Genomic DNA, 24,921 nt, shown 5'->3' with positions numbered 1-24,921 from the left:
ACCGCATCACCTGGAATTGACGAGCCGGCTTGTGAAGTCGGCTTTGATCTTCTTCCCTGCGCGTGCTTGGCTCTCGACGCACTTGATAAGCTCGTCCCGTATAAGCCGCTGTGTGTTGGTGACATCTTTCCCCTTCTGGAAAACTTTGAAGCCGTCTCCGCCGGCAACAATGAAATCGTTCGCTACAACTATGTATGTGGCGAGCGGCTCCACCGGCTTCCCATTTTCAAGCAGAAGCTCTTCCACCCTTTGGCCTTCGGGTTTTGAGAAATCAACACGGCCTTTGAGGCCCGATACTCTCACGCGCCCGCCCCCTTCCTCGATGAATCGTTTCACCTGCTCGCCCGTGAGTTTCATGGTAACCAGGGTGTTGTCGAAAGGCATGAGCTCGTAGACCTCCCCGACCGTGATGTTCCCCGGCTCGATGTCGGTTCTGAGTCCTCCTGAATTTGTGACTGCAATGTCAGCCGACACAGCACCCCTCATACAGTCAGTGACGAAATTCGCAAGCGAGGGATCGGAGCGGCTCAAGCGGTTCTCCGCAGACCCGACGACCCGTTCCATGAGCGGGCCGATCCTCTCCTGGTACTGCGCGACGTTCTGCGCAATGCGCAGGACAAAGTTATCTCCTTTCGGCATGGAGATATCTTCCACGTATGTCTTTGTGATCCTCTGAAATGACTCCACCACCTTCTGTTTTCTCAGATCGTACGTCAGCAGTATCTCGCCAATCGCCCTGCCGTTTGACGCGGCAATCACAACAGGAATGCCGGCCGCCTGTCCTGCGACAAAGGTGTGAGTGTGTCCTCCGAAAATCGCGTCAACCCCGCTTACTGCCTTTGCGAGGTCGCCAATCTCCCCGGTAATTTCTCCTGAGCCGCGCTGCTGACCTCCAAAATGCGCCAGGACGACAATCACCTGTGCTCCCATATTTCTCAGTTGAGGGACGAGATCATTTACGGCTTTTGCAGGATCAGTGAAATCGAGCGAGGCAACATTAGTTGGAAGCGTGACCACCGGCGTCTCCGGGGTCGCAAGCCCGATCACCGCGACCTTCAGTCCTCCTCTTTCCAGAATCACGTAAGGCTTGAGAAACGATGGGATCTTTCTTGTCTTCTTTTCAACCACGTTTGCGGCGAGCATGGGAAAGGTCTGCTCCCTGATGCGCGCCCTAAGAGTATCAATTCCCCAATCGAAATCATGGTTACCAAGCGCGGAGGCATCGTACTTCGCCATGTTCATGTACTCGACAACGGGCTTACCGAACGAAAGATTCGAGATGGGCGTGCCCTGCCACATGTCTCCGCAATCAAAGAGAAAAGTCCCTGCGGGATTTCGTTCTCTTGCCTTTTCAATGTATCTGGCGACGACAGCCGCGCCTCCCCACGGCTTTTCCGTGGATCTTTCGGTACCGCCGCCCAGAAGCGAGCCGTGGAAGTCCGTGGTCTGAAGAAGCGAGAGTGTAACAAACGATTCTTGTACTTTCTTTCTCAGGTGCTCGGCCTTTGTTGACCCGTCCTGAAACAGACTGTCCGGGTTGATTTTCCCGTCTTTGTCGGGTTTTATCTCGCCCAGCCGCAGCAGGAGGTCTATCTCTCTGCTCGCATCACTCGTTACGTAGTCGGGAAAAACTGACCAGTTGCTGTCGCAGTCGTTGTGAAGAGACTCTTTCTTTCTCGCGAAATCAATGAGCATCCCTCTTACATCTTCCGAAGATTGCGAAATGGGTTTTGCGTCTCTGAGACCTGGAGACTCGGCGCTCCTTAATTGATAGCTATTCACTGCGAGCTTGATCTTGTCTCCCGGCTGGAGAGGTTTTCCATTCAGAGTCATATCCGCGATTCTTCGGCCTTCCGGCTCTCTCAAATCTATTCTGTAGGAGATGCCCTGGGCTACTTCAAGCCCTGACCTGCGTTTCCCGGCGGCCGGGAATCCTCCTCCAAACGGACCTGAATCGTACCGCCCGAACTTCGCCGATGAGTATTCAAGCTCCCTTTTAAGGTCGCCCGCAGTCACTTCAACGACGCAAAGGGTGTTGTGGTACGGATAGAGTGCAGAAAGTTCTCTTATGGTGACAGGCCCTTTGTCAATTCCCAGGCACGGAGTGAGCGCAGCTGCAAGCGAAACATCTGCGCCGCTTCCGTCGAGCTGCGCATTCTGAATGAGGTCAAGCAGAGCAGTGTCTTCAAACCATGTTTTCAATCCGGAAAGAGGTTCTACTGCCTCGGCAACGACGGTATTCAGATATTTCTGAGTTTTCTCGTGGTAAGTGGATACAAGCGAAAGAAGTTTCGCATCTGGCCCAATGCCCTCAACCGGCACCAGGGATGACGCTTTCCTTGCCAGCGTCAAAGTTCCATTCTCATTTGCAAAGACGAGGTCGATTTCCGAGACATATTTTCCCCGGAAGCCAGGCTGTGTCGCAAGAACTTCACCAAGCCTTTGGTCAGAGATCAGTTCGTGCGTGTGTGCCATGATTACGCAATCAATCCCGGGAACCTGGGCGATAATCTTCTCGATTTGGTTCTCTCCGGGCAGCGCGCCTACTCTTGGGGCTCCGGTTTGGGCATCATTTTCGAGTCCCATGTGTGCGGCAAGCAGCACCGCGTTGACTCTCTCCTTCTCCCGGAGGGTCTTCACCGCAGCCTTCACAGATTCGATTGTGTCTAGGAACTTGATGCCCTCCAGATTTCTCGGATTTTCCCAGAGGGTCACAGCCGGAGTCGTGAGTCCCAGGATTCCAATACGGACCCCTGAAATTTCCTTGATGACGTAGGGTTGAAACAGCGATTTTGCTGTCGTGTCGGCAATGTTTGCCGCAAGGAATGGGAAGTTTGCTTCTTTCTTCACTTTCCTCAGAATGTCAAAACCGAAGTTGAAATCGTGGTTTCCCACTGTCATGCAGTCGTACTTCAGGTAATTCATCGCGAGGACAATCGGATTGGGTGCGCTTTTCTCCCTTGTGCTGAAGAAATAAGTCAGTGGGGTTCCCTCGATTGTGTCTCCGCAATCGAGGAGAATAACGTTTTTCTTCTCGTCTCTTATCTTCCTGACTACTGTCGCGACCTTTGCAAGCCCGATGTCGGCGGACTTTTCAGCATAGTAGTCGAATGGGTATATGCTTCCATGGACATCGCTGGTTGCGATAATCGTGACTCTGACTGAATCAGAAGGCGGATAGCCGGCAGATGCGTACTGCCCAGAGACGCCTGGAAAAAGAAATGTGAAAAGAATTGAAAGTAAAGTCATCTTCCTGCTCATCTTCCCTAACCTCCTTTGTATTCAACAGTATTGTTTCGTCTTAACGTCACGCCAAATCTTCTCTTGACTTTCCCTGAAAGTCCAGCAATCATTTCGAAGATTGACGCGACGGGAGGGCATCGATACGGTCCACTGTCTCTGAAATCAGGAATAGCTCAAACCAGGTCTGTCAGGTTCTAAACCCACTCTTTGTGGAACCCTCTTCATACGAGGGTTCCTGTCCTCTAAGGAGGTAACATGAAGGAGACTTTGGATCTTATCGTGCTTATTGGCCGGCCTGCCGCGGGAAAAAGCGAAGTCATTGACTATCTCAAGAGTGTTGATGTTCAAACACGAAAGAAACGTTTTCATATTGGTGAGTTCGAAGAGATAGATGACTTCCCGTATCTCTGGGAGAAATTCGAGGAAGACGATATTTTTGAGAAACACGGGAAGGAAAGACTTCATACCACTTCAGACTACTATTTCAAAGAGCACTTTTTCTGGAACTTCATGATCGAGAAAATAAACCTTGCATACCGGAAGAGAATCGCACGGAATCCCAACTATCACGACAGCGTCACGGCCATCGTCGAGTTTGCACGGGGCGGCGAGAATGGAATCAGGGAGGCGTTTTCTTTCCTTGCCGATGAGATCCTTAGGAAAGGCGGTATAGTCTACATCAGTGTCTCCTACGAGGAGTCGTGCAGGAAGAACAGGCGGCGCTTCAGACCCGAGCTCAAGGACTCTATACTCTACCACTCGCTTCCCGATGCAAAGATGGAGTTCTACTACAAGACAAATGATTGGGACAAGATTGGGACTGGAACAGACGGCTACACAAAACTTAAGGGCATAACGGTCCCATATGCAGTCTTCCAGAATGAGCCTGAAGTGACGGACAAACCGGAAGAACTCGGACTTGCACTGGAAAGGGTCTTTGGGAGACTCTGGAAAAGAATGCAGGAAAGACCACGGGAGGAGCGACGCTAGTGAAACGGACGGCAATTGTGTGGATGGTTGCTTGCCTGGTGTTCCTTGTTTTCGCATCAAACTCCTTCCCTGCTCAAACGATTCCCACACTCTTCAGCTTCAACCCTCCCATCCCGGCAAAGACGGTCTCGCTTGCAGGGACGTTCAACAACTGGGACAAGGCAGCCAATCCTATGAATGATGCAGATCGGAACGGCATATGGGAGATTACGATTCCTCTTCTACCCGGCGAGTACCAGTACAAGTTCGTTGTCGATAACGAGAAATGGTATCAAGATCCGAAGAACAAGCTTGGCGCCCCGGATGGGTTTGGCGGACTCAACTCAGTCATCAGGGTTGGCGACTATGAAAAGCTCAATCTCCCGTCAAAGGTGGGAGACGGGAAAATCCTCGAAGAAGCCATTTTCCATGAGCCGGAATCTCCTTACCTCATCATGCCCTCTGAGCAGGAAATCGTAGTCAAGCTCCGCGTGAAAAGAAATGATGTAGCAGGCTGCTCTCTCTGCACTCTGAAGCCTGCAAAAGCTGTCATCCCCATGTCTTTTTATGCGAGAGATGCCGTGTTCGAATATTACAGGGTGCCTCTGAACGCAAGTACCGACAAGGTTGATTACTTCTTCTCAATCGAGGACGGAAAGAGAACTATTCTCTACTGGTCGGGCGGGAAGACGGAAGAGAAGGGGAAAGATATGCCTCCGGGCGGAGAAATTCCTTTCTCCTACTATCCATCCAGTCTGAACGTCTTCTCAACACCGGAATGGGCAAGAGATGCCATCTTCTATCAGATATTCCCGGAGAGGTTCAAAAACGGTGATCCATCGAATGACCCGCCAAACGTCCGGCCCTGGGGCGGAAAGCCTGAGTATTTCAATTTCTTCGGAGGAGATCTTGAAGGCGTAAGACAGGGGTTACCCTACCTGGAAGATCTTGGCATATCGACAATCTACTTCAATCCGATCTTCGAGTCGGTTTCAAACCATAAGTATGACACAGAAGATTACATGAAGATTGATTCTCACTTTGGAGATTTGACGACCTTCACACGGCTCATGAGCGAAGCTCATCAGGACAGCGTGAAAATCGTCCTGGACGGCGTATTCAATCACACCGGAGACGAATTCTGGGCTTTTCAGGACTGCATCAAACGGGGTAAGGAATCACCCTACTGGGATTGGTACACATTCCATGGGTTTCCTGTTGTCAAAGAGCCGAAGCCAAACTACGACTGCTGGTGGGGATACGGCGACCTTCCGAAGCTGAAGACAACCAATCCCGATGTGAGGAAGTATCTCTTTGACGTGACATCTTACTGGATAAGGGAATTCGGAATCGACGGCTGGAGGCTCGATGTGCCCAACGAAGTGCCGCACGATTTCTGGGTTGAATTCAGAAAAGTCGTCAGGTCAGCCAAGAGCAACGCCTACATCATGGGAGAAATATGGGGCGATGGAAAGCCATGGCTCAAGGGCGATGAATTCGATTCTGTGATGAACTACAGGTTCAGGCAGAACGTCATCGGCTTCATAGCCGATGAAAACATTGATGCCTTCACCTTTGATGCGAATCTCGGAATGATACGCATGGACTACCCGGAGCAGGCAGTTGATGTCCTTATGAACCTGATAGGGAGCCACGATACTGAGAGGTTCCTGACCCTGTGCAAGGGAAACGAAAAGAAGCTCAGGCTGGCTGCGCTGATTCAGATGACATACGCGGGAGCGCCTTGCATCTACTATGGAGATGAGGTTGGAATGACCGGTGGAAAGGACCCTGACTGCAGACGAACGTTCCCGTGGGATTCGAAGGACCAGAACGTCGCGCTCCTTGACTATTACAAGAAACTCACCGCCCTCAGGAAATCGCATGCCTCTCTTAGAAGAGGGACACTCGTCCCGCTTTCCGCTGAGAAAGGAAGCAGAGTCTATTCATACATGAGGGAGTTCGGGGACGAAAGATTCATAGTCGTGGTGAATGCAGGCGGGTATGCAGAGACTCTAAAGGTGGCCGTTCCCGGAGTAAGGGATAAGGCCGCCGTGAGTCTCGTTGACGTCCTCACTGGCTCGTCCTACAAGGTAGAGAAAGGCCAGCTCAAGCTGAAGCTTCTTCCCTATTCAGGACTGATTCTGGAAGCTCGCTAAGAGCTGGCCTAGACAACTTAACGAATTCGGGCGCTCATCGGCCGCCCCGTTGTCCACATGCCGCTTGTATCGCCGCGGTGTGCGGTGGCGAATGAGCGTTTCGCTGGCTCCGCTCCGGGATGACCCATCTATTGGCTCGCCAGGCGGGGAATCCTTACCACGACCCAGGCTCAGCCTGGGTGCCCCGAGCCTCTAAAGGGCTGGGTATCCCCACCTTGCTCGCCAAGATGGGTTCCCCATCCCTCCCGCGAAAGCCAGCTCACGGCTCATCGCCACCGCAACTCCATATGCCAACTATCCAGCGGTTGCGAAACGGCTGCGTCACCGATGCCCGCTTGAGATTTGTCGTGCTACTTTAGAACGATCATTCTTCTGACTTTGGACTCTCCCGCGTAGGAAAGCTCTACGAAATAGACTCCGCTTCCGACGGACTTCATCGCGGCGTCCTTACCGTCCCAGGAAATCGAATGGCGTCCCTGAGAAAGCGGTTCATTCACGAGCGTCCTGACGAGCCGGCCTGCCGCATTGAATACTCTGAGACTGACGTGACCCGGCTTCGGAAGAGTGAACTCGAAGTTCGTGCTGCCGAAGAGCGGATTCGGATAGTTCTGATAGAGGGACAGAGGCTCACGGCTGTCAATGAGTCCTTCCGCCCCCCGCCCTATCGTGACACCACAGTAGTTCCAGAGATCAACGGCAAGAGTCTCAGGATGAGCAATAGAATACTTGACGTCGTCGATGCCGAATGTCCTGTTGCCGTATCCGACGCACTCATAGCCCGTGCCTATCAGGTATTTGTAATCAACCGAGAATGAGCTCGAATCCGGGAAGATGACTGCAGCCGTGTAAATCTTGTCGCCGGCAAGAGAATCCGGCGCAACACCGTCATCCTTGAGGACAGTCACCGAAGGAACATTCCAGTCAAGCGGGCTCACTGAGCCGTTGACTGAGACCGTGTCGCTTGGTCCGACAGGCGGCCACATCGTCCACGTATTCACCCGGAAAATCACTTTCACGTCCTGTCTAGTGACCGTGCACCTATCCCATACATCGATCGGGAGAATGAGTGGATTCAAGGTGTCGTAAATGGCATCGTTGAGATACACAGACCTGTTTCCCTGGCTGAAACATTCGTAGTTGAGACCGTGCACATATTTATACTCGACAGTCGCGAATGTGGTCTTTGGGAATCTGACCTTGCCGGTGTAGATCTTGTCACCTGCCACCTGGTCCGGGCTGACTCCGTCATCCTTGAGCTCCCTTGTCGAAGGAACGTTCCAGTTGAGCGGGTTCTGGCTACCGTTCAAGGCGACCGTGTCTCCAGGAGCCGGCGAAATTGCCGACATGTCAACCTTAAACACGACGTCAATTGGCTTGGTGGTGTAGTTCGCGGGAGCAAGGTCATTCCACCATATGTCAATTGTGTCTATCACAGTCGCCGTCGAAATGTCGTACACGTGGTTTGATATTGACTCCCACTCACCGCAGTCATGAGTAAACTTGAACTCGAGCCTCGCCCCTCCTCCGCCGGTCGAGCATGTGCAGGGAAGCGAAAAATCTACTGTGGCGACAAAGATGCTGTCAGCATCGGGATCGACCATGAAGTAGTCACAGGTCGGGTCCCATGTGAGCGGTGTTATGCTCCCCTCGAGAGCGAAAGTATCCGGGGGTGATGGATTGCCACCCGGATGCGAGGTTGAAAGGTGGAGTGCCATGTGTCCTCTCACAAGAAGCTGGGAGAGAAATGCGCAGGCAACATTTGTCACACCATTGTTCACAATCGGGTTCCCTGCGGTGTCCTTTACGTTTATGACAGTAAGTTGGTGGCACGTCCCGTAGCTCAGCGCGCCGATGCAGCCGAGAGTAACCACGGAACTATCCGTCCCGCTTCTTGTCGCAGAAACGACATTAACGCCCGGAATCGTGTAGTTCGAAGGCGTTTCGGCGGTTGTCTTATCGACTGGTTCGCTGAAAGTGGCAATGGCAATGGAGGCTGAAGGGCCGGGCCTCTGATAAGAAACAGAGACCAATGTAGGAGGGGTTATATCCCCGCCCGCCATCTCAGGCACAGCCGTTGAGCAAAGAAGTATCGCGGTGGTGCTCCAGTTAGTAGCGTTCCAGTCCTCAGCAGGGTCATTGGAAGTGTCCTGAGCATTGTCGGTCGTGCCTCCACCGGTTGACCACACCTCACACCATATCCTGGTTGGAGAGCCAAGCGTTGCTTTTGCAATCTTCCACTCGATTGCAGATGTTGTTCCGTAGCTCAACGCCGCACCGCTCACTGTTCCGGTAAGAGACCACGAGCTTCCCATCCACTTCCATACCTGCGTGTCACCAGCGTCATACGGAAGTCCGTCAACCCACGACGCAATGCTGTATTCGGGCTTATGGGGGTCGCTGACCACTACGTTTCTTCCCCAGGCATCCGAAGTTGCGCCGGAGCCGTTAGTGCTGTCGGTGTCCATGTAGATAAGGTACTTTCCCCACCTTGTCGCGTTTATGTCGGCGTTGATCGTGAAGTAGAAATACCAGTAGTTCACATCATTGCAGACATAAAGGTTGAGCAAATCCATCACTGCATTTCCATTACCATCTCCGCTCTTGTCAGTGGCCTCGGCCGTGCCATAGACGGCATCCAGAGTGCCGTCGATAGTCGGAGTGCCAAATCCGGCTGCCATGACCTGTCCTGAAAACAGGACAAGCGCCAGGAGAACCAGGAGAAAACTCTCTTTTCTCATCATCGATTCACCTCCGTGCTGGTTGTCCACACAATCCCCTTGATTCAAACTCAACCAATCCTTGGAAACGATTAGCCAGTTTATTTCTTTCGAGAACGACCTCAGGGCCGAAATGTTCCTTGCAAGACCTCAGTCGCCCGGCAGCATCACCTCTTCTCCCCGATTATCTGTAGATGGCCTTTATTGTTCCCCAGGTCCGGTTCTGAGCGTCAACCGTACAGCACGAAGCAGGATTGTTTCCCCATCCATCGGCCGGAAGTATCTGTGTCGCACTTGAATCATTGATGATGAAACTCTTGTTCGGATCGGGCTGCCAGGATGAACAACCATCTCTCTTATACTTGTACTCCACGCTTGGGTTGCTGCCGGTCAGGAATACTGCGTCAACTGTGTAGTGATGGTTTCTTGGCTCGGCCAGGTCACAGGCGAGCTTCGTCATTTGAACACCTGAACCCCACGTCGTGATAGCCGGATTACTCCCGGTAACACAGACATTGCCGGGATCGGGATCCGTCTCGGGTTGACAAAAGGTGAATGTCACGGTCACGTCTCTTGTTGTGCCTGAAGCTATGTTGAGTGTGAACGGGGGTGCATGGGACCCGCCGGGACAAGTTGCCTGATCCTGCCCCGTACATGTTGTCATGTCAGTCGAATCGTAGAACGTGCAGTAGTAGAGCATCTGCACGCCCGGCGTCAGAGCGGACGCCGGTATGGGCGCCGAGTACTCGTCGTTGTTCACGTCCTTGTCGCCAAAGAATGGCATGGCAACGCTATCGTAGTTCGCCGCTGAAACCTGCTTGTAGAACAACTTCGCGGATATTCCAGCTCCCCTTCCTTCCTTGTTCGTTACCTCGTCCTTCCATGCCTGAATGTAAACAGTGATATCCGAGCTGGATGAGTGAGTGCTCCCCGAGCACGGATAGGCATTGCCGCACCAACCCAGGGCGGCAAGCGAAACCTGAGGAGCAAAAAGCAACATCACAACTCCAAGAGCCAGAACACCGACAATTCTTTTCATCTCTCTCCTCCCTTTAGACGGCCTGCAGGATCTCCAGGAAGATTGGATGAAGCCCAAGAAGTTGACTATTCCCAATATTTCTCCTTTGGAGCCCGGGTTACGCGCGAAAGGAAAAGCGCTCCGGCATCACCCAGAATGCCGGAGCGTCTCAACGCAATAGCCTCCTCCTTCAACAGCTCTTACTTGAAGAGCGCCTTGATCGTGCCCCAGGAACTGGCTTCGGAGGCAGTCGGCCAGCAGGCGATTGTATAGAGGAATGCCTGCCCAAGTTGGACATCCTGGCTTCCGTCGCAGGGAAGTTCCCAGATTGTCCCGCCAGGAGTGCTCAACTGAAGAGGATCGTTGAACATGAGGTCCAGCGGTCCCTTGTTGCAGTTATCCTGGGTAATCCACATTTCAATCAGAATGTGCTGACCGCACTCAAGACCGGGATTGATCTTTGAGAAAGGAATCGCAACCTCGTCGAATGGTGTGTTCTGGACCCAGCCTAACGAGTTCAGGCCGCCGTTATAGTTCCAACCGAAATTCGGGTTATTCCACTCAACCAAGTCCTCCCAGTCGGAGTCGATATTGGTGTAAGCAACAAAGTCAGGGCCGAAGCCCCCAACGAAATCAATCCTTCTGCCCCACGGGTCATCGTTTCCACCACCCGGCTTGCAGTCAATTGCGATCCCAACCTGAACTCCGCCCCAGCCGTCGTGGTCGTGACCATAGCCGATGTAGAGGTTCGTTCCATCGTTGGCGATGAAAATATCACCGAGATCGATCGGGCCGAACTCAGTATCACCACCGTCCGGATCCACAAGCGCTGCCGGGGGGAAATCATTGTTTCCGTCAACCGTAACAACTGCGTATATCGCCGGAGAGGGCGATGCAAAAACAAGCGATGCGATGAATCCCAGAACTAACAATGCCTTTTTCATGTCTACTCCTCCTCGATGCTTCCAAATGGTTCAATGCGGGACAGGAATCGTAACTCTCTTTTCTTGCTGTAACCACCCCCATTCTGACATGGTTTGGTAGAGCGGTCTAACAACTGCCAAATACAAAACCCCTCAGCCAATTCCGTAGTATACCACAGGGGAAAGCCAACGTCAAGCAATGCAAAAAGCACGAAAGCTGAGAGAAAGCTCTACTCTTTCACCGCACCAAGAGTCAGGCCTGAGACGAGGAACCTCGCGAGGAACAGGAATACCGCAACAACCGGAAGTGACACGAGTATGCTCCCTGCGGCGTAGTTTGCCCACTCAGTTTGGTATGTCCCGCTTAAGCCCTCCAGTCCAAGTGGAAGTGTAAAGAGACCTTTGTCGCTCAGGATTACCCTCGCGACGATGTACTCAGACCAGGCCGACATGAAGGAGAATAGAGCTGTTATGGCAAGCCCAGGCGCAGCGACCGGGAGAATAATCCTGAGGAAAGCTCCAAACTCGCCGCTTCCGTCAACGAGAGCGGCTTCTTCGAGCTCCCTCGGAATCGTGTCGTAGTAACCCTTCATAGTCCAGACGCAGAACGGAAGAGCGGTTACTGTGTAGGCTACGACAAGTCCCAAGAGACTGTTGAGCAAGTGGAACTGGCGCATGAGGACATAAAGAGGAAGAAGGAGCATTGTGGCAGGGAACATCTGCGTAACGAGAAACGAGAAAAGCCCGGCAGAGTGTCCCTTGAACCTGAACCTTGAGAATGCGTACCCGCTTGTCGAGGCAAGCGAGACGCCGAGGATCGTCACAAAGAGCGCAACGATCGAGCTATTTCTGAGCCAGAGCAGGAAATCCTTCTCGAAGAGAATGGCGTAGTACGCATGGAATGTCGCGCGCTCAGGGATAATGGCAAGCGATGTTGAGAACAGCCGGTCGTCCGGACGCAGGGAGATCCCGATCACCTGGACGATCGGATAGATCGACGCAGCCGACGCAAGAATCAGAATTGCGTATGAGATGAGCTTAGTTAGGTGTCTCATGTCTCCCCGTTCAGCAAGAGCTAACCTGCAAGTTCACCATGCCCCGAATCGCGCGTTGGAGCGAAAAAGGATCCCCTCACCTCTAATCCTCTCCCCAAGGGGGAGAGGGCGGGGTGAGGGGGAAATAGGTGACTGTCACTATTTTATACGTAAACCGTTTCCTTCCCTTTGGAAACTTTCATGAAGACGATTGCGAAGACCAGGAGAATGAGGAATATCACAAAGGAGAATGCCGCCGCATATCCGTACCGGTAATACGCAAATGCCGCCTTGTAAACGTAGGTCACAAGTATGTGAGTCTCGTCAGCGGGCTTCCCTCCTTCTGTGACAAGCCAGATTACGTTCAGATTATTAAACGTCCAGATTGTCCCGAGTATCGTGGCTGGAACCAGGATTGGTCTCAAGAGCGGAAGTGTTATTTCCCTGAACTTGGCAAATGCGGATGCCCCGTCAACGCTTGCGGCTTCGTAGTACTCCTTCGGGATGCTCTGGAGCCCTCCGAGCGCAACAATCATCATGAAAGGAAATCCAAGCCATATGTTCGTGATCATGGGCGCTATGAAGGCCCAGGTGGCATCCGAAAACCAGGGAATCGGCTGGAGTCCGAACCACTTCTGCAAGATGAGATTCACAGATCCGTACTGGTAATTAAACATTCCCTTCCATGTCAGAGCGCATATGTACTGGGGCACCGCCCAGGGAAGAATGAGAAATGCCCTCAAAGCGCTTTTTCCTCTGAGGGCCTGGTTCATCACCACTGCGAGGAAAACGCCTATTGAGACGTGGAAGAAAACGTTTACTGCCGTCCAAACGACTGTCTTCCAGAACACTTTGTAGAGAGCTTGCTCGGTAATGATCGATTTGTAGTGGGCAAGACCGATGAACTGCGCATCCCTGAAGTGATACATGCTCATATTCGTAAACGAAATGCGAAGGTTATGGAGAAGCGGATAAAGAACCACAAAAGACATTACTAGGACAGAGGGAAGTACGAGCAGGTATGGAAAACTCTTGCTTCTTGATCTCCCGGGGGCGGCCATGGTCAATCTTTCATTTCTTTAATCTTCTGAATGGCGAGCGCCTGCATCTTCTTTGCGGCTTGCTCCGGAGTCACTGCTCCGCTCATTGTCTTCTGCGTGAATGGTCCCATGGAATCCCAGATGGCTCTCATTTCAGGGATTACCGGCATGCGGTGCCCGACCTGTACCTGCTCCCCGGAGTTCCTGAGAAGCTCACTTTCTTTGACAAAGGGATCGTCATAAGCTTCCTTCCTGCTCGGAAGGATCGAGAGTCCTTTCGCGAATCTGAGCTCGACCTCCGGTGACGTCAGGTATTCCACCAGTTTCTTGACTTGTTTGAGGGTGTTTCCCTTGACATTTTCGTTTATCGAATACCCTCTTGCTGAAATCATCGGCGCAGGCCAGAGCCCTGTCTCGCTTATCTTGGGTATCTTGGCGACTCCTATCTCCATGCCCGCACTCATGTATCCGCCAAGCGACCAGGGTCCATTTATTATCATTGCGGCTTTTCCTTCTTTGAAAAGAGTATCCATAAGCTGGTAGTTGCACTCTCTCGGAAGGACCTTGTATTTCATTCTCAGGTCTTTCATGAAGGCCAGGGCATTCACCATCGCAGGTGTGTCGAGCGTTGGGTTTTCCTGTCTATCCATGATCCAGCCGCCAAATCCACCCAAGAACGGTACGAGCCAGAATGGTTCCGTCGAGTCAAACGCCAGACCATATTGATCGGGAGTACCGTCCGAGTTTCGGTCAATCGTGAGCTTCTTCGCAATGGATATGAGCTCGTCGCTGGTATGAGGCGGCTTCTTGACGAGTTTCTTGTTGTATATGAGAAAGAGATGATTCCCGACCTGGTCTGGAACTGCATAGATGTGACCGTTCAGGGTATCGAGACTAGCCGGGACAAACTTTGAGAAGAACTCGCTCCCGAAGATTTCTTCAAGAGGTTTTATTATGCCGAGGGCAGAAAACGGGCCGACCTGATCAGATGGTCCATACACCAATTGCGGGCCGCCTCCGGCAAGAGCGTGAGTCTGAAACTGATTCCTCACTTCCTCAGTGTTGTAGTTCAGATGCGAGAGCTTGATTGTCGGATTCTTCGCCTCGTATTCTCTGAGGACTTCATCAAGAATCGTTCTCTCAGCAGGGTCCATCTGTTCCCAGATGACTATTGCTTCTTCGCCTGCTCTCTTTCTTGCACATGAAACCAGGAGAAGAGAAAGGAAGAGAAGAAAAAGTAGTTTTTTCACACGACCTCCTCTGCTGGAAGAGTCTTAAATTTCAGTGCTTCGATTTGCGCCGCGCGTTAACGTTCTGCTCCAAGAAACTGAAGCCCGGGCAGCTCGGAGAGTTTCCCTGTCAGCTTGTAGGCGCCGAGTATCGATTCCTGAGAGCTGTTCTCAGGAACAATCATGTCAATTATCCGCGGTTCGAGGCTCGGGTTAATGCTTCCTCCAAAAGTCCACTCTCCTGGAATTCTGGTTATCGGGCGTACCCGTCCCGGTCCATAACCGTCATGCCCAATCATAAAAAGATGAAACTTCCATGTATCGGCCGGTGCTCCGATAACAGTTTCCGACACCTTGATGCCTATCGTTTTTCGTGAAGGATCCGCGTAGGCCTTTATTGCATCAGGAAATCTCTTCATGTTTTTGTCATAGAGCATGACTTCGTCCATGTTGGCCATTATTGCGAACTCCCAGGCGGAGTCATCGCTTGTCTTCGCGTTCCTTGAGGTCAAGAGGTCGGTTCTGCCCGAACCTTTCAGGCCATCCGTATCCAGATATATGTCAATATCCTGAAGGCAGAAACCAATCTTTCCGCCCCACGGCTTTGTGACTTCCCCGGCTATCTTGATCTCGAAGAAAACCGCATCGCCGCCTTCGAGCACTCTTACATTCTCAATGTCGTAGGCGCCTTTCATGAAAACAGAATTTGAGGGATAGATGTAGCTGCCGGGACCGCGGTCGTCGCCAAGAGGGTCATTTGTTTCATTCAAGACCATGACGTTCTCTTTGAAAGGTATCGTGATTGCTCCGTAGCCTTCACTTGGCGCGATGTCAAGGTTGTTGAAGTAGTCACCTTTCTTATCCTCAAGGAATATTGAGAATTTGAGCTCATCCATTGGAGTAACATTCAAGGAGGAAAGCGGGATTTTCACTTCAAGAGTCCCGCCCAGACCAAACCCCACCTTTTCGGATCGCACCCATATTTCTTTCTCACTCTTTGCTTCACCCGGCGTCCGCGGAATCTCCAGGTAGGCAGTCGAGAGTGAATCTTCGGCGGCCAGAAGGTCAAGCCGCACCCTCCCGGAAGGCGCAAACGGGGGATAGATGGTCTCGGGCAGAGCATCTCCAAGTTCTCTCTTCGAAAAAGACTGAACCGCGCGGCCCGGCATGGATGGGGACGAGAAATAAATCTTGATTATCTTCCCAGACGGGCTGAAAAAGCTAAGCGGCTCCGTAAAATCGATTCTCACGAAAACTGCATCACCGTCGGAAGCGAGATAGAAGCCCTTTACCGGCATCTCGGTCCCGCCCTTCATTGCACCTTTTCCGCTTTCGCTGTCCTCATAAAACGGGACGGAGTCCCATTCCCCTGGTCCAACCATGCCATCCACCTGGGGTGTGACCGGCTTGGCTATCCCTCCGCTGGGGACCACCGCTCCCTTCTCGACAATCGGGATTGAAAGCGAAGGAATTTCCCTGCCAAGAAGCGAACAGGCATCCATCAAGGTTTTTCTGAATGCTTTGTCGAACTCCTCGTCATATCCCGAGTTTTGATCATCGCCGTACCACCAGAACCAATCAGAGCCTTCGGCAGCGTAGATGAGAAGCTCTGCTTTCTTCACCTTATCCGGATCGGTTGTGCCTGAGGCTTTCGCCTCCTCGAGGAGTCCTCTCACTTGAGCGAGAAGCTCCCAAGCCGTGTTCTCCTCTTTCTCTCCAATCCAGGTCTTGAATGAATTCCCGGCCCAGGAACCCGGCCAAAGGTCAACGTAGGTTTTGTTCTTACTTGCATTAGCTTTCTTGAAGAAGTCACTGAGCTTCACGGTCTTCACCCACTTCGCCTGGGTCAGCTGCGAGTACAGGCTTCTGAGGAACTCCTTACCGTCATTCCTGTAGTTTTCCCAGGCGTTCTCTCCATCGAGGGCGACTACGACTATGTTCTCCTCTTCGGAGTTTGCGAGACTCACTTGGATCTGATGGAGCTGGTTTAGGAAATCGTTGGCGGCGGCAACGGGGTCCAGGGGAGAATAATCAAACCCGATCTTGTTCGAAAGTCGCGTATCTCTAAAGAAAACACCAAGCTCTTCCCCGTCTCTTTTGACGAAATATGCTCTGCACTTCTCCGGGTTGGAGAGCCCCGACTTGCCCAGGGACATTCTGAGAATGCCTTCGTCCGTTACCATCCATTGAAATCCTGCCCTCTTCACTATTGGCACGATATCGTTGGAAACTGCTTCCTCGCTGGGCCAGAGCCCCGCGGGATTCTTGCTGAAGGTCTTCGCAGCAAACTCGTAGGCCATGGTGAGTTGTTCCCTCGCATCTTCTGGATAGGAGAAGCGCATCCGCGGAAGCTGGACATCCTTTTCGCGGCTCGCTCCTATGTTTGTGTCAACGATAAGAGGGAGAATGGGGTGAAAGTACGGAGTCGTAATAAGCTCAATCTTTCCGGACTTCTGGAGCTCCCGGTGGATCGGGATCACATTTCTCGCAATCTCCATCTGATCGCGGAGAATCTCCACCTTTTCCGCTTCCGTGAACCCTCTCCCCTTTTCGACAAATCTTCTCAGGGAGATCTTCTTCCCGGATGGGAGCATCACGTCTCCCTTCAGGAAATCCGGATCGAACCATACGAGGTTGAACCAAACTTGAAGGTCACGAAGATCTGAAGCGGTGAATATGGAAATGCTTTTTCTCAGGTCTCCTTCTCCGAGGCCCAGTCTCTTATCCCTCAGTTCCTTGTATCGCGGATACAGGTCAATCATGTTCCGCCAGTTGGCGTCGAAGAATCTCCTGAGGACATAGAACTTCTCGTCATCCGTGAGAGTTGACGCATCCTTGAGAGAAAGCCTCATTGCCTTGTCGCATGGCTTCCCGCTTTCATAGATCGCAATGATGTCCTCGATCTGCCTGACGAGAACCGGCGTGATATTTATATTCAGCTTCAAGTGCGGGAATTCTTCTGCCATGGCCGCCATGTCGAAATAGTCCTTGATGCAATGCAGCCGTACCCATGGCTCGGCATACTCGTTGATGGATTCATCCTTGTAGTATCGCGGCTGATGCTGGTGCCAGAGAATCGCGAGATTGATTGGCTTCCCCTTTGATTTTAGCGAAGAGACTACTGGTGTGACCGAGGCATTGATGCTCTGGATTTGAAATGCGACAAAAAGACATAAGGAGAACGAAAGACGAATTGCGGTCTTCATCGCTTTGCTTGGGCCATCACTCCCAAAGGAATAACCTTCAGATGACCGTTCGGATGCTGATGATTCTCGCTTCTACTCAACGGTCAGAACGGAGTTTGATCCTCCATAAGGATCGCTTACCTTGTCCGGATTGCCCGGATCTTCTTTCCAGTCCCTTCCCTCAACCACGAACTTGTACTCGTACCTCCCCGGCGCGAGCGGCACAATGACCTCCCAGATACCGTCCTTGTCGGGGTCGGCCATCGGAAGAGCTGAAGCCGACCAACTATTGAACTCACCGGCAAGATACACAACGCTCGAGCCAGGCGAATAGAATCTGAAGAGGATCCCGCCCTGGACTTGCTTTGGCGGGCTGAGTGATGGACTTGCTTGCGAAGCAGGAGCGACTTTCTTGGCCGCCGCACCTTTTCCGACGTTGACCACTGAGTTGAAACCGCCATAGCCGTCATCGGTTTTCTCTGGATTGTTCGGGTCCTCTTGCCAGACCCCGCCATCAATCACGAACTTGTAGGCATACTTTCCCGCTTCCAGAGGGATGGTTACCTGCCACACTCCGGTATGGTTAGGATCACTCATCGGGGTCTGACTGTTTGACCACGAATTGAATTCGCCGGCCAAATTGACTGACTTTGCATCGGGTGCCGAGAAGCTGAACAAAACGCCCCCCTCCACCTCAACCGGACCTTTGGCCTTTGCTGTTCCTCCCTTGTCAACACCTATCTTCAGTCCGGCATGACAGCCAACGCAAAACAGCAGAGCCAGGACCGCAAATCTCCTCATCGCGTCTTCCCCCTTTCCAAAATCTTCGCCGGCACTCTCGCGCGGCGCAAATCAGCCCCAGAGGTACCAGCAGCACTTCCCTTTTCGGTCACTTGGACCGTAGCCGGTGAAATTTCGTACCATGCCTGAGTTGAACTCCCCAAATACCCCTTCTCATGAAGAACGAACTTCCAATTGCCTGTGGACGGTATCGCAGCTGTGAGGTGCGTGCCGGTTCCGGAGACAAGACTTGTCGGACCGGTCAACCCTGTCTGGCCGCTGCTAGTCCCATAAGATGGATCCCAAGTGCCATCGCCTCTCGGCACAAATTTGAATTGAATAGTGCTCGCCGAAAGAGATATTGTGACGCTCCAGGTAGAATCGGCAATCAGAGCCATGTAGGGTGACTGGGCAAGGGTCCAATTGCTCTGCGGGAAATCGCCCACAAGCTGAAGCTTCTGCCACCCGCCCACAAATGCCACTCTTTGAAGCGCAACCGTTCCAATGTTAGTCGTTCCGCCGCCAGACACAGTAATGCCGGCAATCGTTGTGTCCCTGTATGCAGCCGCCTGGATTCTCACAAAGTAGCTTCCATCGGAAAGCCCTGAGAGAGCAAAATCGCCCGTAAGAGTATCGGACTCGGAAATGGCCGACGTCGTAGTGTCCTGCGATGTCACCTTGTAAGCCGTAAGAGTTGCCTTCGGGAAAGGCGCGGTACCATCGTGACTGAAGGTAAGCTTGCCGCTAATCGCACCAGTAACGGAGACCGACGGGGTAATCGTGTATCTCAACAGGTCTTCATAGAGCCTGAAAACCCAAACACCCGATGATGGAATTGTCGCCTTGAGGTCGGCTCCGTACACGTCGCCCATTCTTTCCACGGGCCCAGCCAGCGTTTTCTCCGCATTGGTTTTCCCAAACACGTCGGCCCACCCGTTACCGTCTATCAGGAACTTGAATCCGATGTCGCCGGCTGTAAGCGAGACCTTCTCTTCCCAAACATAATCGCCGACAAGGGACATACTCGTGACATCAAGGCTCCAATTCTTGAAACTCCCCGTCAGCTGTATCGTCTGGAACCTTGTGAGGAAGGCTTTTCCGGGCGGATTGAGCACAGGAGAAGGTGGATCCTTTGTGCATGAAAGGAATGCAAGTGCGAAGAGAACACCCGCAACCAGGACTGCCATGCTTGTCAGGGAATACGCTTTCTTCATCTTATTCACCATCCCAATCCGAACGCCTGTCCTACAGGGTCAATGAACCTATCGCCGGCCATCACTTCACGATGAAAAGAGAGTTAAACCCGCCGTAACCGTCGTCTGTCTTCTCGGGATTGTTCGGGTCTTCCTTCCACGTCTGCCCGTCAATAACGAATTTGTACTGGTATCGCCCGGGGGCGAGGTTCACGACTATAGTCCACACCCCGTCCTTCTCGGAGTCCTGCATCTCGCCTATCCTCGTTCCTGCATTCTGAGCATTTCCAGCCAGCCAGTTGTTGTCTTCCCAGTTACCCGCAAGCTGGACAACCGTTGCATACGGCACATAGAACTTGAAGAGATAGCCGCCGTGAACCCTCGCAGGCGGATCAAGGCGCGGCTTTATGAAACCCAGGCCAGTGCACCCGGAGATAAGAAGGCCGAAGATAAGAGAGAAACCAAGTATCGCCCTCATGTCATTCTTCCCGGGAACATGTGTTAGAACCTGAGCTTCGCCTCAACGCTTATCCTTCTCTCCCTGCTCATTGAGTTCTCGGCATCCTCAATTATCTTCCCTATGTTCTTGTAGTTTGTCACCGCAGTCATAGCGTCAGCACTCTTCCCAAAAAGGAACATGTCCCTCCCAATGTATGTGTATTCATTCAGAACCTCATCCAGAACATAAGGATCGACTCCGAATCCGAATTCAAGCCTTACCTGCTTTGACCACTCAAGGCCCAGCTCGACGAAATTCGAAAAGAAGCTTTTCTTAAGAGAAAGTCCCTTGTGGTTGTAGCTGGCGAATCTTGCATCGTTGTAGAGTGAGAGAGTCCTGGAAAACCAGAACTTGGACCTTATCAGTGTCTCAATATAGCTGGGCCTGTAGCTGAAGCCGGCGCCCGAGAACGTCCCTGCATACTCGAGCCAGTTTCTTGACTGTGAATCGAGAAAGAGCCTTGCAGACGGTTTTAGAATCAGAGCATCGGTTCCACCAAGCAGTGTCATCTTGTCGTAGCTCAGGATGTGTTCATCCAGCCAGAAGTTGACATAGTCAAACCACATCTGGCTTCCCCAGTGAGACCTAGAATCATACTTGAAGTGATGCTCCTCGCCGCTCAGCTCAAGGAAAAACGGCCACACCTTGAGCGATGTTCTGACCTTTGCCCCGAGCCTTGAACTTGAGACCGCCGGAATGCTATCGGGATTGGGAGAAAGCGACGGAGTTGCGGTGAAACCATCAAGAGCAAAATCGTTGAAGCTGTGCTTCTCCGACTCGACTGATACCATGAATGACGCATCCGCACTTACGCCCAGCTCACACCCGAAAATCCATCTCGCACTTGAGTCGTAAGTCCAATTCTTCCTGGACGTCTCATAATCGCCAATCTCGACGGTCATGCCGGAGGAATCCGGCTTTGAGACGGCCTTCGAGATCGCGTACTTTCTCTGGGCGTTTATCCTGGAAGTCCCTTCTGCGTACTCGCCGAAGAACCTCATTGCCTTTCCGACCTTCAAATAAGCGTCCCACCCCAGGGCTTCGCTTCCCATAATGACCTCGTAACCTGTGCCCTGGCCGACGAGTTTCTCAGCGTCTGTCGCGGCGGTCGTGTCCGTATGGTAGGTCATTTCAGTGAGGCTCCCAAAGTTGAAGCCTCTGTCGTTTCTGTAGAGGCCGCCAACCACGAACTTGTCTCCGAAGTGTCTCGTCAGTCTCACACCTCCGATGTTCTCAGCAGCACGGTTGGCATAGGCGGACCACAAGAGGACCGTGGAGCCTTCCGAGACCATGCTTCTGATATTTCTCTTGTTTGTTGAAAGGACCGTATATGCAGGTCTCGCCGTTCCTCCTGTCCTTGAGTCATCTGCATAGATGCCGCTAAGCTCCAGGCCGAACGGGAAGTTCCGTTTCACAAAGAGCCCTTGTGTGTTGTAGCCGAAACCGTGGTGATATATCCCGACGTCTCCGAGGACGTGAAGCGAATCACCAAAACCGGGTGTCCCCTCATTGTCGTATGCAAGGAGGTAAATCTCAGGCAGAGCGAGCTCCATGTGTCCCCTGTTGAAATTGAGGTGTGTTTTCCAAGATTCGATATTCTCGGCGTTGTTGTGTATGTTCGTTAGCGCATGTGCGTTCATGTTCTCGTTTATTTCAACGGTGAGGTCCACGTCGATATCGTGATCGGGCTTGATGAGATCGAAATAGCCGCCTTCGCTCAGATTCTTCTGTATGACGTAGGTTCCAAGATACCTCCCGGCCACGTTGAACTTCGAATTGAGATTGCGCCCGGTTCGTGCAAGGGCCTCGAGGATTGAGCCGTCGGCTGCGATCTGAATTCCCGAATTCCCGTAGCCGCCAACTGTAACTGGATTGTCCGGGTCGGCAACCCAGTTTCCATCCACAAAGAACTTGTACTCATGCTGACCTGGAGCAAGCTTCGCAACCACCGACCATGTATCTCCGGACTTCGTCATCGGCAGCGACGAAGTATTCCACCCGTTGAAGTCTCCTGCCAGAAAGACCTGTTTGGCATTGGCATCCGTGTAAGTGAACTTTATGCCTCCGGGTGTTACGGAAAGAGAGGCAGACGATGGCCCTGTCCACAAGGCAGCCAAAATGAGAACGGTAGCGATCGCGATTAAGAACCTGAGAGACCTTGAATGAGTCACGTCACCTCTCATCGATACTAGAACCAGCTCCTTGTCACTACCTTTATTATGTCCTTGTTCTCACTGCTTCCTGCAAGGTCACCGTCGTCAACGGGGTTTGGCGAATCGCCAATCCACCACGGCCCGTACTGAATGAAAATCTCCATGTTGGGCTTTGGCCTGTACTGAATCTGAGAGAAATAGGCCGTTCTTGTTCTGGTCGGATCATTTCCAAAGACAAATCTGTTATAGACTTTCGTATTCTTTGTAATGTTCACGCTTGTCTCTGTTGAAAAAAGTTCTTTTCTGAAAACTGTTCCCATGTCCTTGATCTTGAATTGCACTCTGAGCCATGCGAGATTGCTCTGCACCGACATTTCTCCAAGGACGTCCCGGTTCCTTATTATCTCGGGTATTGTGGAGACGGTCCTGTTCGATTCTTTTCTGTCCCTGTAGTAGAATTTGCTCGTAAAACCGTTGACGTATTCCGTGTATGCCTCTCCGTACCATTCCGTGACGAACTTTTTCTCGTCGTAGGACTTCCTGTACTCTCCATGGTTGAGAGTGAGCGTGACCGCTCTTTTGGGAAGAAGATACCACGAGTTTATGTAATAACCAACTTCATCTCTCGTCCCGTCTCCGATGTCATTCTTATAGTGCCTTCCGAGTGCCCTGTAGCTCGGGGCAATCTGGTAATAGCCCGTGACAGGAGTCCCTATCTTTATGCTTCTTATCTCAAGCTTGAGAGCGCCGTCGGTCGGAAGCGCGTCTGAGAGCTTCTTCTTGGTGAGCTCTTTTGGTCTTAGGCCCTGCCTCTCGACAACAATGTCCTCGCTCTGTCTGCTCTGGGCATATTCTATTCCAATGTCTGTGAGGCCGAGCATGATCCTTACATCACTTGAATAGACTTCAAAGAAACCCCGCGATCCCGCAAATCTGTTCTCCTTTCTGATGAATGTCAAACCTGTTCTCACATCATCACGCATGAAAGGTTTTCTCACCCTTACGATGTGCGCATTATCGGTATTTACCGGCTCGTTTGGCAGGCTTCCCGTGCCCGGTGTGCTCTGTCCGCTGAAGTCGGACAGGATATAGGACATACTCGCTCCACCAAAGCCCCAGATGTCTGTCCTCATCCCCTGTGCGTTCCCGTTGTCCGAAGCCCTGTCTTCATAGACCAGCCCTATCAGATGGTTGTCAATCCAATAGCGCCGTTCTCTCGAAAACGCAATGGTTTCAAACCCCCTCTTTCCTCTCTCAAACCTGTACTTCGCGTGCCCCTCCGTGAATTGGAATCCTGGTCTTGGGTCGCTGTTGTTACCTGGGTCCCACTCGGCATGCGTCTTGATGAATGCCTCAGTATTCGGCCTCGGAGTCGAGAGGAACCGGAGCTCGAAATTGGACTGTGTGTCCCAATGGTTCGAGTCGAAGTCCCACCTGAACGACCTGTCCTGTTTTCTCACGTCGAGATTGAGCTCATAGTAACCCTCGGCCTTCGTGGCACCCTCTACGGCCAGTGGACAGATCATTATCAACAGCCAGACCGGAAGCAGGACCACGGCATTCCTCATGACGGCCTGTCCGAAAGACGGCGACGTGAGGACCATATGCGCACAGGAAAACGCTCTTTTCCATCCCATGAGCTTCTTCACTTGAATACCCGAAATGAGAAGATGTATGAGTTTCCGAGAAGCCTGTGCGTAAGAAATGAAGTCGATGCCTCCCAACCCTGTCCTTTAATGCCGATTCCGCCTGCCAGCTCACCACGCGAAATCCCGGTTCGCACCGCAAAGACATCGTAGAACCAGAGTTCGCCGCCCAGGTTGAGCGTCCACGTTCCACGTGTGTGCTCGCCGTCGGCAGAGACCGTCGAACTTGGATGCCACATGCATGACACTCCGTATCGCTCGCTTCTTTCTACTTTTGTCGCGGCGCCGAGCGGGTCGCTGACGAAATCAAATGAAGGCTCAAGAATGTCATGGAAAGAAGCGCCAAACAGAAGCTTCCTGTTGTATCTGCAGAGTACCCCAACGTCCGCAGACGGTCTTGTTTCACTTGAAGCAGTTACCATGGGCGAATTGGCGACTGAGGGATTGAGACCTACTCTCATTAGCTTCACATTCCCGCCCACTGTCACCTTGTCACCCAATGGAGCCGTCGAAAGGGACAAGATGAATTCGTCCTCGCCCACGAGCCCGGTTACTCCTGTGTGACTCCATCCGAGCCCGCATGACAGAGTACCCAACGGCATGCCGAATCCGGCGAACCCCGATGACAAATTTTCTACCATGTAAGGTCTCGATCCCGAAAGATAAATCTCCTTTGTGTCAAGGAACCCTAGCCCGGCCGGATTCCACAGAATCGAGAGAACATCACCCGGAACTGCAGTGTATGCCTTGCCCATGCCGACGGGTCTTGCACCGTACTCAGCATGCTCGAAAAAACCGTAGGCGTTCCCGGCACTAACAAGAAGCATGAGGACGAATAGACCGCTAACTCTCGCCTTGACGTCAATTCGGGGACACATGACCTAATTCCTTGCCTGAGAAAATGATGATATCGGTACGTAGATGTTCGTTCAAGGCAATGACCCGTGAGCTGGCTTTCGCGGGAGGGATGGGGAACCCATCTTGGCGAGCGAGGAAGGGGAAAACCAGCCCTCTAGAGGCTGGAAGGGGCAGGGATTCCCCGCCTGGCGAGCCTATAGATGGGTCATCCCGGAGCGGAGCCAGCGATGAGGCATTGCCTTGAGTGACCATCATCATAGAAATAGACCTGTTCT

The 24,921-nt window shown here is 52.2% G+C and carries 16 protein-coding genes; 2 read left to right on the top strand and 14 right to left on the bottom strand.

All coding sequences use genetic code 11. The features are described 5' to 3' along the window. Positions 1 to 6: 6 nt before the first annotated feature. Positions 7 to 3,261, bottom strand: coding sequence for a 5'-nucleotidase C-terminal domain-containing protein (locus QME66_01175; GenBank protein ID MDI6807580.1), 3,255 nt, complete (start codon positions 3,259 to 3,261; stop codon positions 7 to 9). Between the two features lie 237 nt (positions 3,262 to 3,498). Here QME66_01175 and QME66_01170 point away from each other — a divergent pair, with 237 nt between their 5' ends. Together QME66_01170 and QME66_01165 are read left to right on the top strand one after the other, a co-directional pair. Continuing rightward, positions 3,499 to 4,233, top strand: coding sequence for a hypothetical protein (locus tag QME66_01170; GenBank protein MDI6807579.1), 735 nt, complete (start codon positions 3,499 to 3,501; stop codon positions 4,231 to 4,233). Beyond that, positions 4,233 to 6,371, top strand: a complete 2,139-nt coding sequence (locus tag QME66_01165) for an alpha amylase N-terminal ig-like domain-containing protein (protein ID MDI6807578.1) — start codon at positions 4,233 to 4,235, stop codon at positions 6,369 to 6,371. Before QME66_01170 ends, QME66_01165 begins: the two co-directional genes overlap by 1 nt. A gap of 350 nt (positions 6,372 to 6,721) precedes the next feature. Here the strand turns inward: QME66_01165 and QME66_01160 are convergent, their stop codons facing one another. The 13 genes from QME66_01160 to QME66_01100 form a co-directional block, all read right to left on the bottom strand. Further along, positions 6,722 to 9,112, bottom strand: a complete 2,391-nt coding sequence (locus QME66_01160) for a FlgD immunoglobulin-like domain containing protein (protein ID MDI6807577.1) — start codon at positions 9,110 to 9,112, stop codon at positions 6,722 to 6,724. A gap of 160 nt (positions 9,113 to 9,272) precedes the next feature. Beyond that, positions 9,273 to 10,127 (bottom strand): hypothetical protein, encoded by an 855-nt coding sequence (locus QME66_01155; GenBank protein MDI6807576.1) that lies wholly within the window; start codon positions 10,125 to 10,127, stop codon positions 9,273 to 9,275. Positions 10,128 to 10,306: 179 nt separating this feature from the next. Further along, positions 10,307 to 11,050, bottom strand: a complete 744-nt coding sequence (locus QME66_01150) for a hypothetical protein (protein ID MDI6807575.1) — start codon at positions 11,048 to 11,050, stop codon at positions 10,307 to 10,309. Between the two features lie 209 nt (positions 11,051 to 11,259). Then, on the bottom strand, positions 11,260 to 12,084 hold the full coding sequence (locus QME66_01145; protein ID MDI6807574.1) for a sugar ABC transporter permease: 825 nt from the start codon (positions 12,082 to 12,084) through the stop codon (positions 11,260 to 11,262). 143 nt (positions 12,085 to 12,227) lie between these two features. After that, the gene (locus QME66_01140; GenBank protein MDI6807573.1) at positions 12,228 to 13,124 is read right to left on the bottom strand and encodes a sugar ABC transporter permease; all 897 of its coding nucleotides are present in this window, start codon (positions 13,122 to 13,124) and stop codon (positions 12,228 to 12,230) included. A gap of 2 nt (positions 13,125 to 13,126) precedes the next feature. Further along, a complete protein-coding gene (locus QME66_01135) occupies positions 13,127 to 14,353 on the bottom strand; it encodes an extracellular solute-binding protein (GenBank protein MDI6807572.1) in 1,227 nt (408 codons plus the stop codon). Between the two features lie 56 nt (positions 14,354 to 14,409). Continuing rightward, positions 14,410 to 17,538 carry a glucodextranase DOMON-like domain-containing protein gene (locus QME66_01130; protein MDI6807571.1) on the bottom strand — a complete coding sequence of 1,043 codons (3,129 nt, stop codon included), beginning with the start codon at positions 17,536 to 17,538 and terminating at the stop codon, positions 14,410 to 14,412. Between the two features lie 72 nt (positions 17,539 to 17,610). After that, positions 17,611 to 18,318 carry a hypothetical protein gene (locus QME66_01125; protein MDI6807570.1) on the bottom strand — a complete coding sequence of 236 codons (708 nt, stop codon included), beginning with the start codon at positions 18,316 to 18,318 and terminating at the stop codon, positions 17,611 to 17,613. Then, a complete protein-coding gene (locus QME66_01120; protein MDI6807569.1) occupies positions 18,315 to 19,511 on the bottom strand; it encodes a carboxypeptidase regulatory-like domain-containing protein in 1,197 nt (398 codons plus the stop codon). The genes QME66_01125 and QME66_01120 overlap by 4 nt, the downstream gene beginning before the upstream one ends. A 61-nt stretch (positions 19,512 to 19,572) precedes the next feature. Beyond that, complete coding sequence (locus QME66_01115) at positions 19,573 to 19,968, bottom strand: glycogen-binding domain-containing protein (GenBank protein MDI6807568.1); 396 nt, start codon at positions 19,966 to 19,968, stop codon at positions 19,573 to 19,575. Positions 19,969 to 19,991: 23 nt separating this feature from the next. Further along, positions 19,992 to 22,172, bottom strand: a complete 2,181-nt coding sequence (locus QME66_01110; protein MDI6807567.1) for a glycogen-binding domain-containing protein — start codon at positions 22,170 to 22,172, stop codon at positions 19,992 to 19,994. A 5-nt stretch (positions 22,173 to 22,177) separates the two neighbouring features. Continuing rightward, positions 22,178 to 23,791, bottom strand: coding sequence for a hypothetical protein (locus QME66_01105; GenBank protein MDI6807566.1), 1,614 nt, complete (start codon positions 23,789 to 23,791; stop codon positions 22,178 to 22,180). Beyond that, positions 23,788 to 24,666, bottom strand: a complete 879-nt coding sequence (locus QME66_01100) for a hypothetical protein (protein ID MDI6807565.1) — start codon at positions 24,664 to 24,666, stop codon at positions 23,788 to 23,790. The genes QME66_01105 and QME66_01100 overlap by 4 nt, the downstream gene beginning before the upstream one ends. Positions 24,667 to 24,921: the final 255 nt, after the last annotated feature.

It is taken from the genome of Candidatus Eisenbacteria bacterium (assembly GCA_030017955.1).
Lineage (GTDB): Bacteria > Eisenbacteria > RBG-16-71-46 > JASEGR01 > JASEGR01 > JASEGR01.
Note: the sequence above shows the minus strand (reverse complement) of the source record. Positions and strands in the feature narration are given on the sequence as shown.

Bases quoted from the DNA above. Each gene is read 5' to 3' on its own strand.
- QME66_01175 (MDI6807580.1), bottom strand. From the start codon at position 3,261: ATGAGCAGGAAGATGACTTTACTTTCAATTCTTTTCACATTTCTTTTT.
- QME66_01170 (MDI6807579.1), top strand. From the start codon at position 3,499: ATGAAGGAGACTTTGGATCTTATCGTGCTTATTGGCCGGCCTGCCGCG.
- QME66_01160 (MDI6807577.1), bottom strand. From the start codon at position 9,112: ATGATGAGAAAAGAGAGTTTTCTCCTGGTTCTCCTGGCGCTTGTCCTG.
- QME66_01155 (MDI6807576.1), bottom strand. From the start codon at position 10,127: ATGAAAAGAATTGTCGGTGTTCTGGCTCTTGGAGTTGTGATGTTGCTT.
- QME66_01150 (MDI6807575.1), bottom strand. From the start codon at position 11,050: ATGAAAAAGGCATTGTTAGTTCTGGGATTCATCGCATCGCTTGTTTTT.
- QME66_01145 (MDI6807574.1), bottom strand. From the start codon at position 12,084: ATGAGACACCTAACTAAGCTCATCTCATACGCAATTCTGATTCTTGCG.
- QME66_01140 (MDI6807573.1), bottom strand. From the start codon at position 13,124: ATGGCCGCCCCCGGGAGATCAAGAAGCAAGAGTTTTCCATACCTGCTC.
- QME66_01130 (MDI6807571.1), bottom strand. From the start codon at position 17,538: ATGAAGACCGCAATTCGTCTTTCGTTCTCCTTATGTCTTTTTGTCGCA.
- QME66_01125 (MDI6807570.1), bottom strand. From the start codon at position 18,318: ATGAGGAGATTTGCGGTCCTGGCTCTGCTGTTTTGCGTTGGCTGTCAT.
- QME66_01120 (MDI6807569.1), bottom strand. From the start codon at position 19,511: ATGAAGAAAGCGTATTCCCTGACAAGCATGGCAGTCCTGGTTGCGGGT.
- QME66_01115 (MDI6807568.1), bottom strand. From the start codon at position 19,968: ATGAGGGCGATACTTGGTTTCTCTCTTATCTTCGGCCTTCTTATCTCC.
- QME66_01110 (MDI6807567.1), bottom strand. From the start codon at position 22,172: ATGAGAGGTGACGTGACTCATTCAAGGTCTCTCAGGTTCTTAATCGCG.
- QME66_01100 (MDI6807565.1), bottom strand. From the start codon at position 24,666: ATGTGTCCCCGAATTGACGTCAAGGCGAGAGTTAGCGGTCTATTCGTC.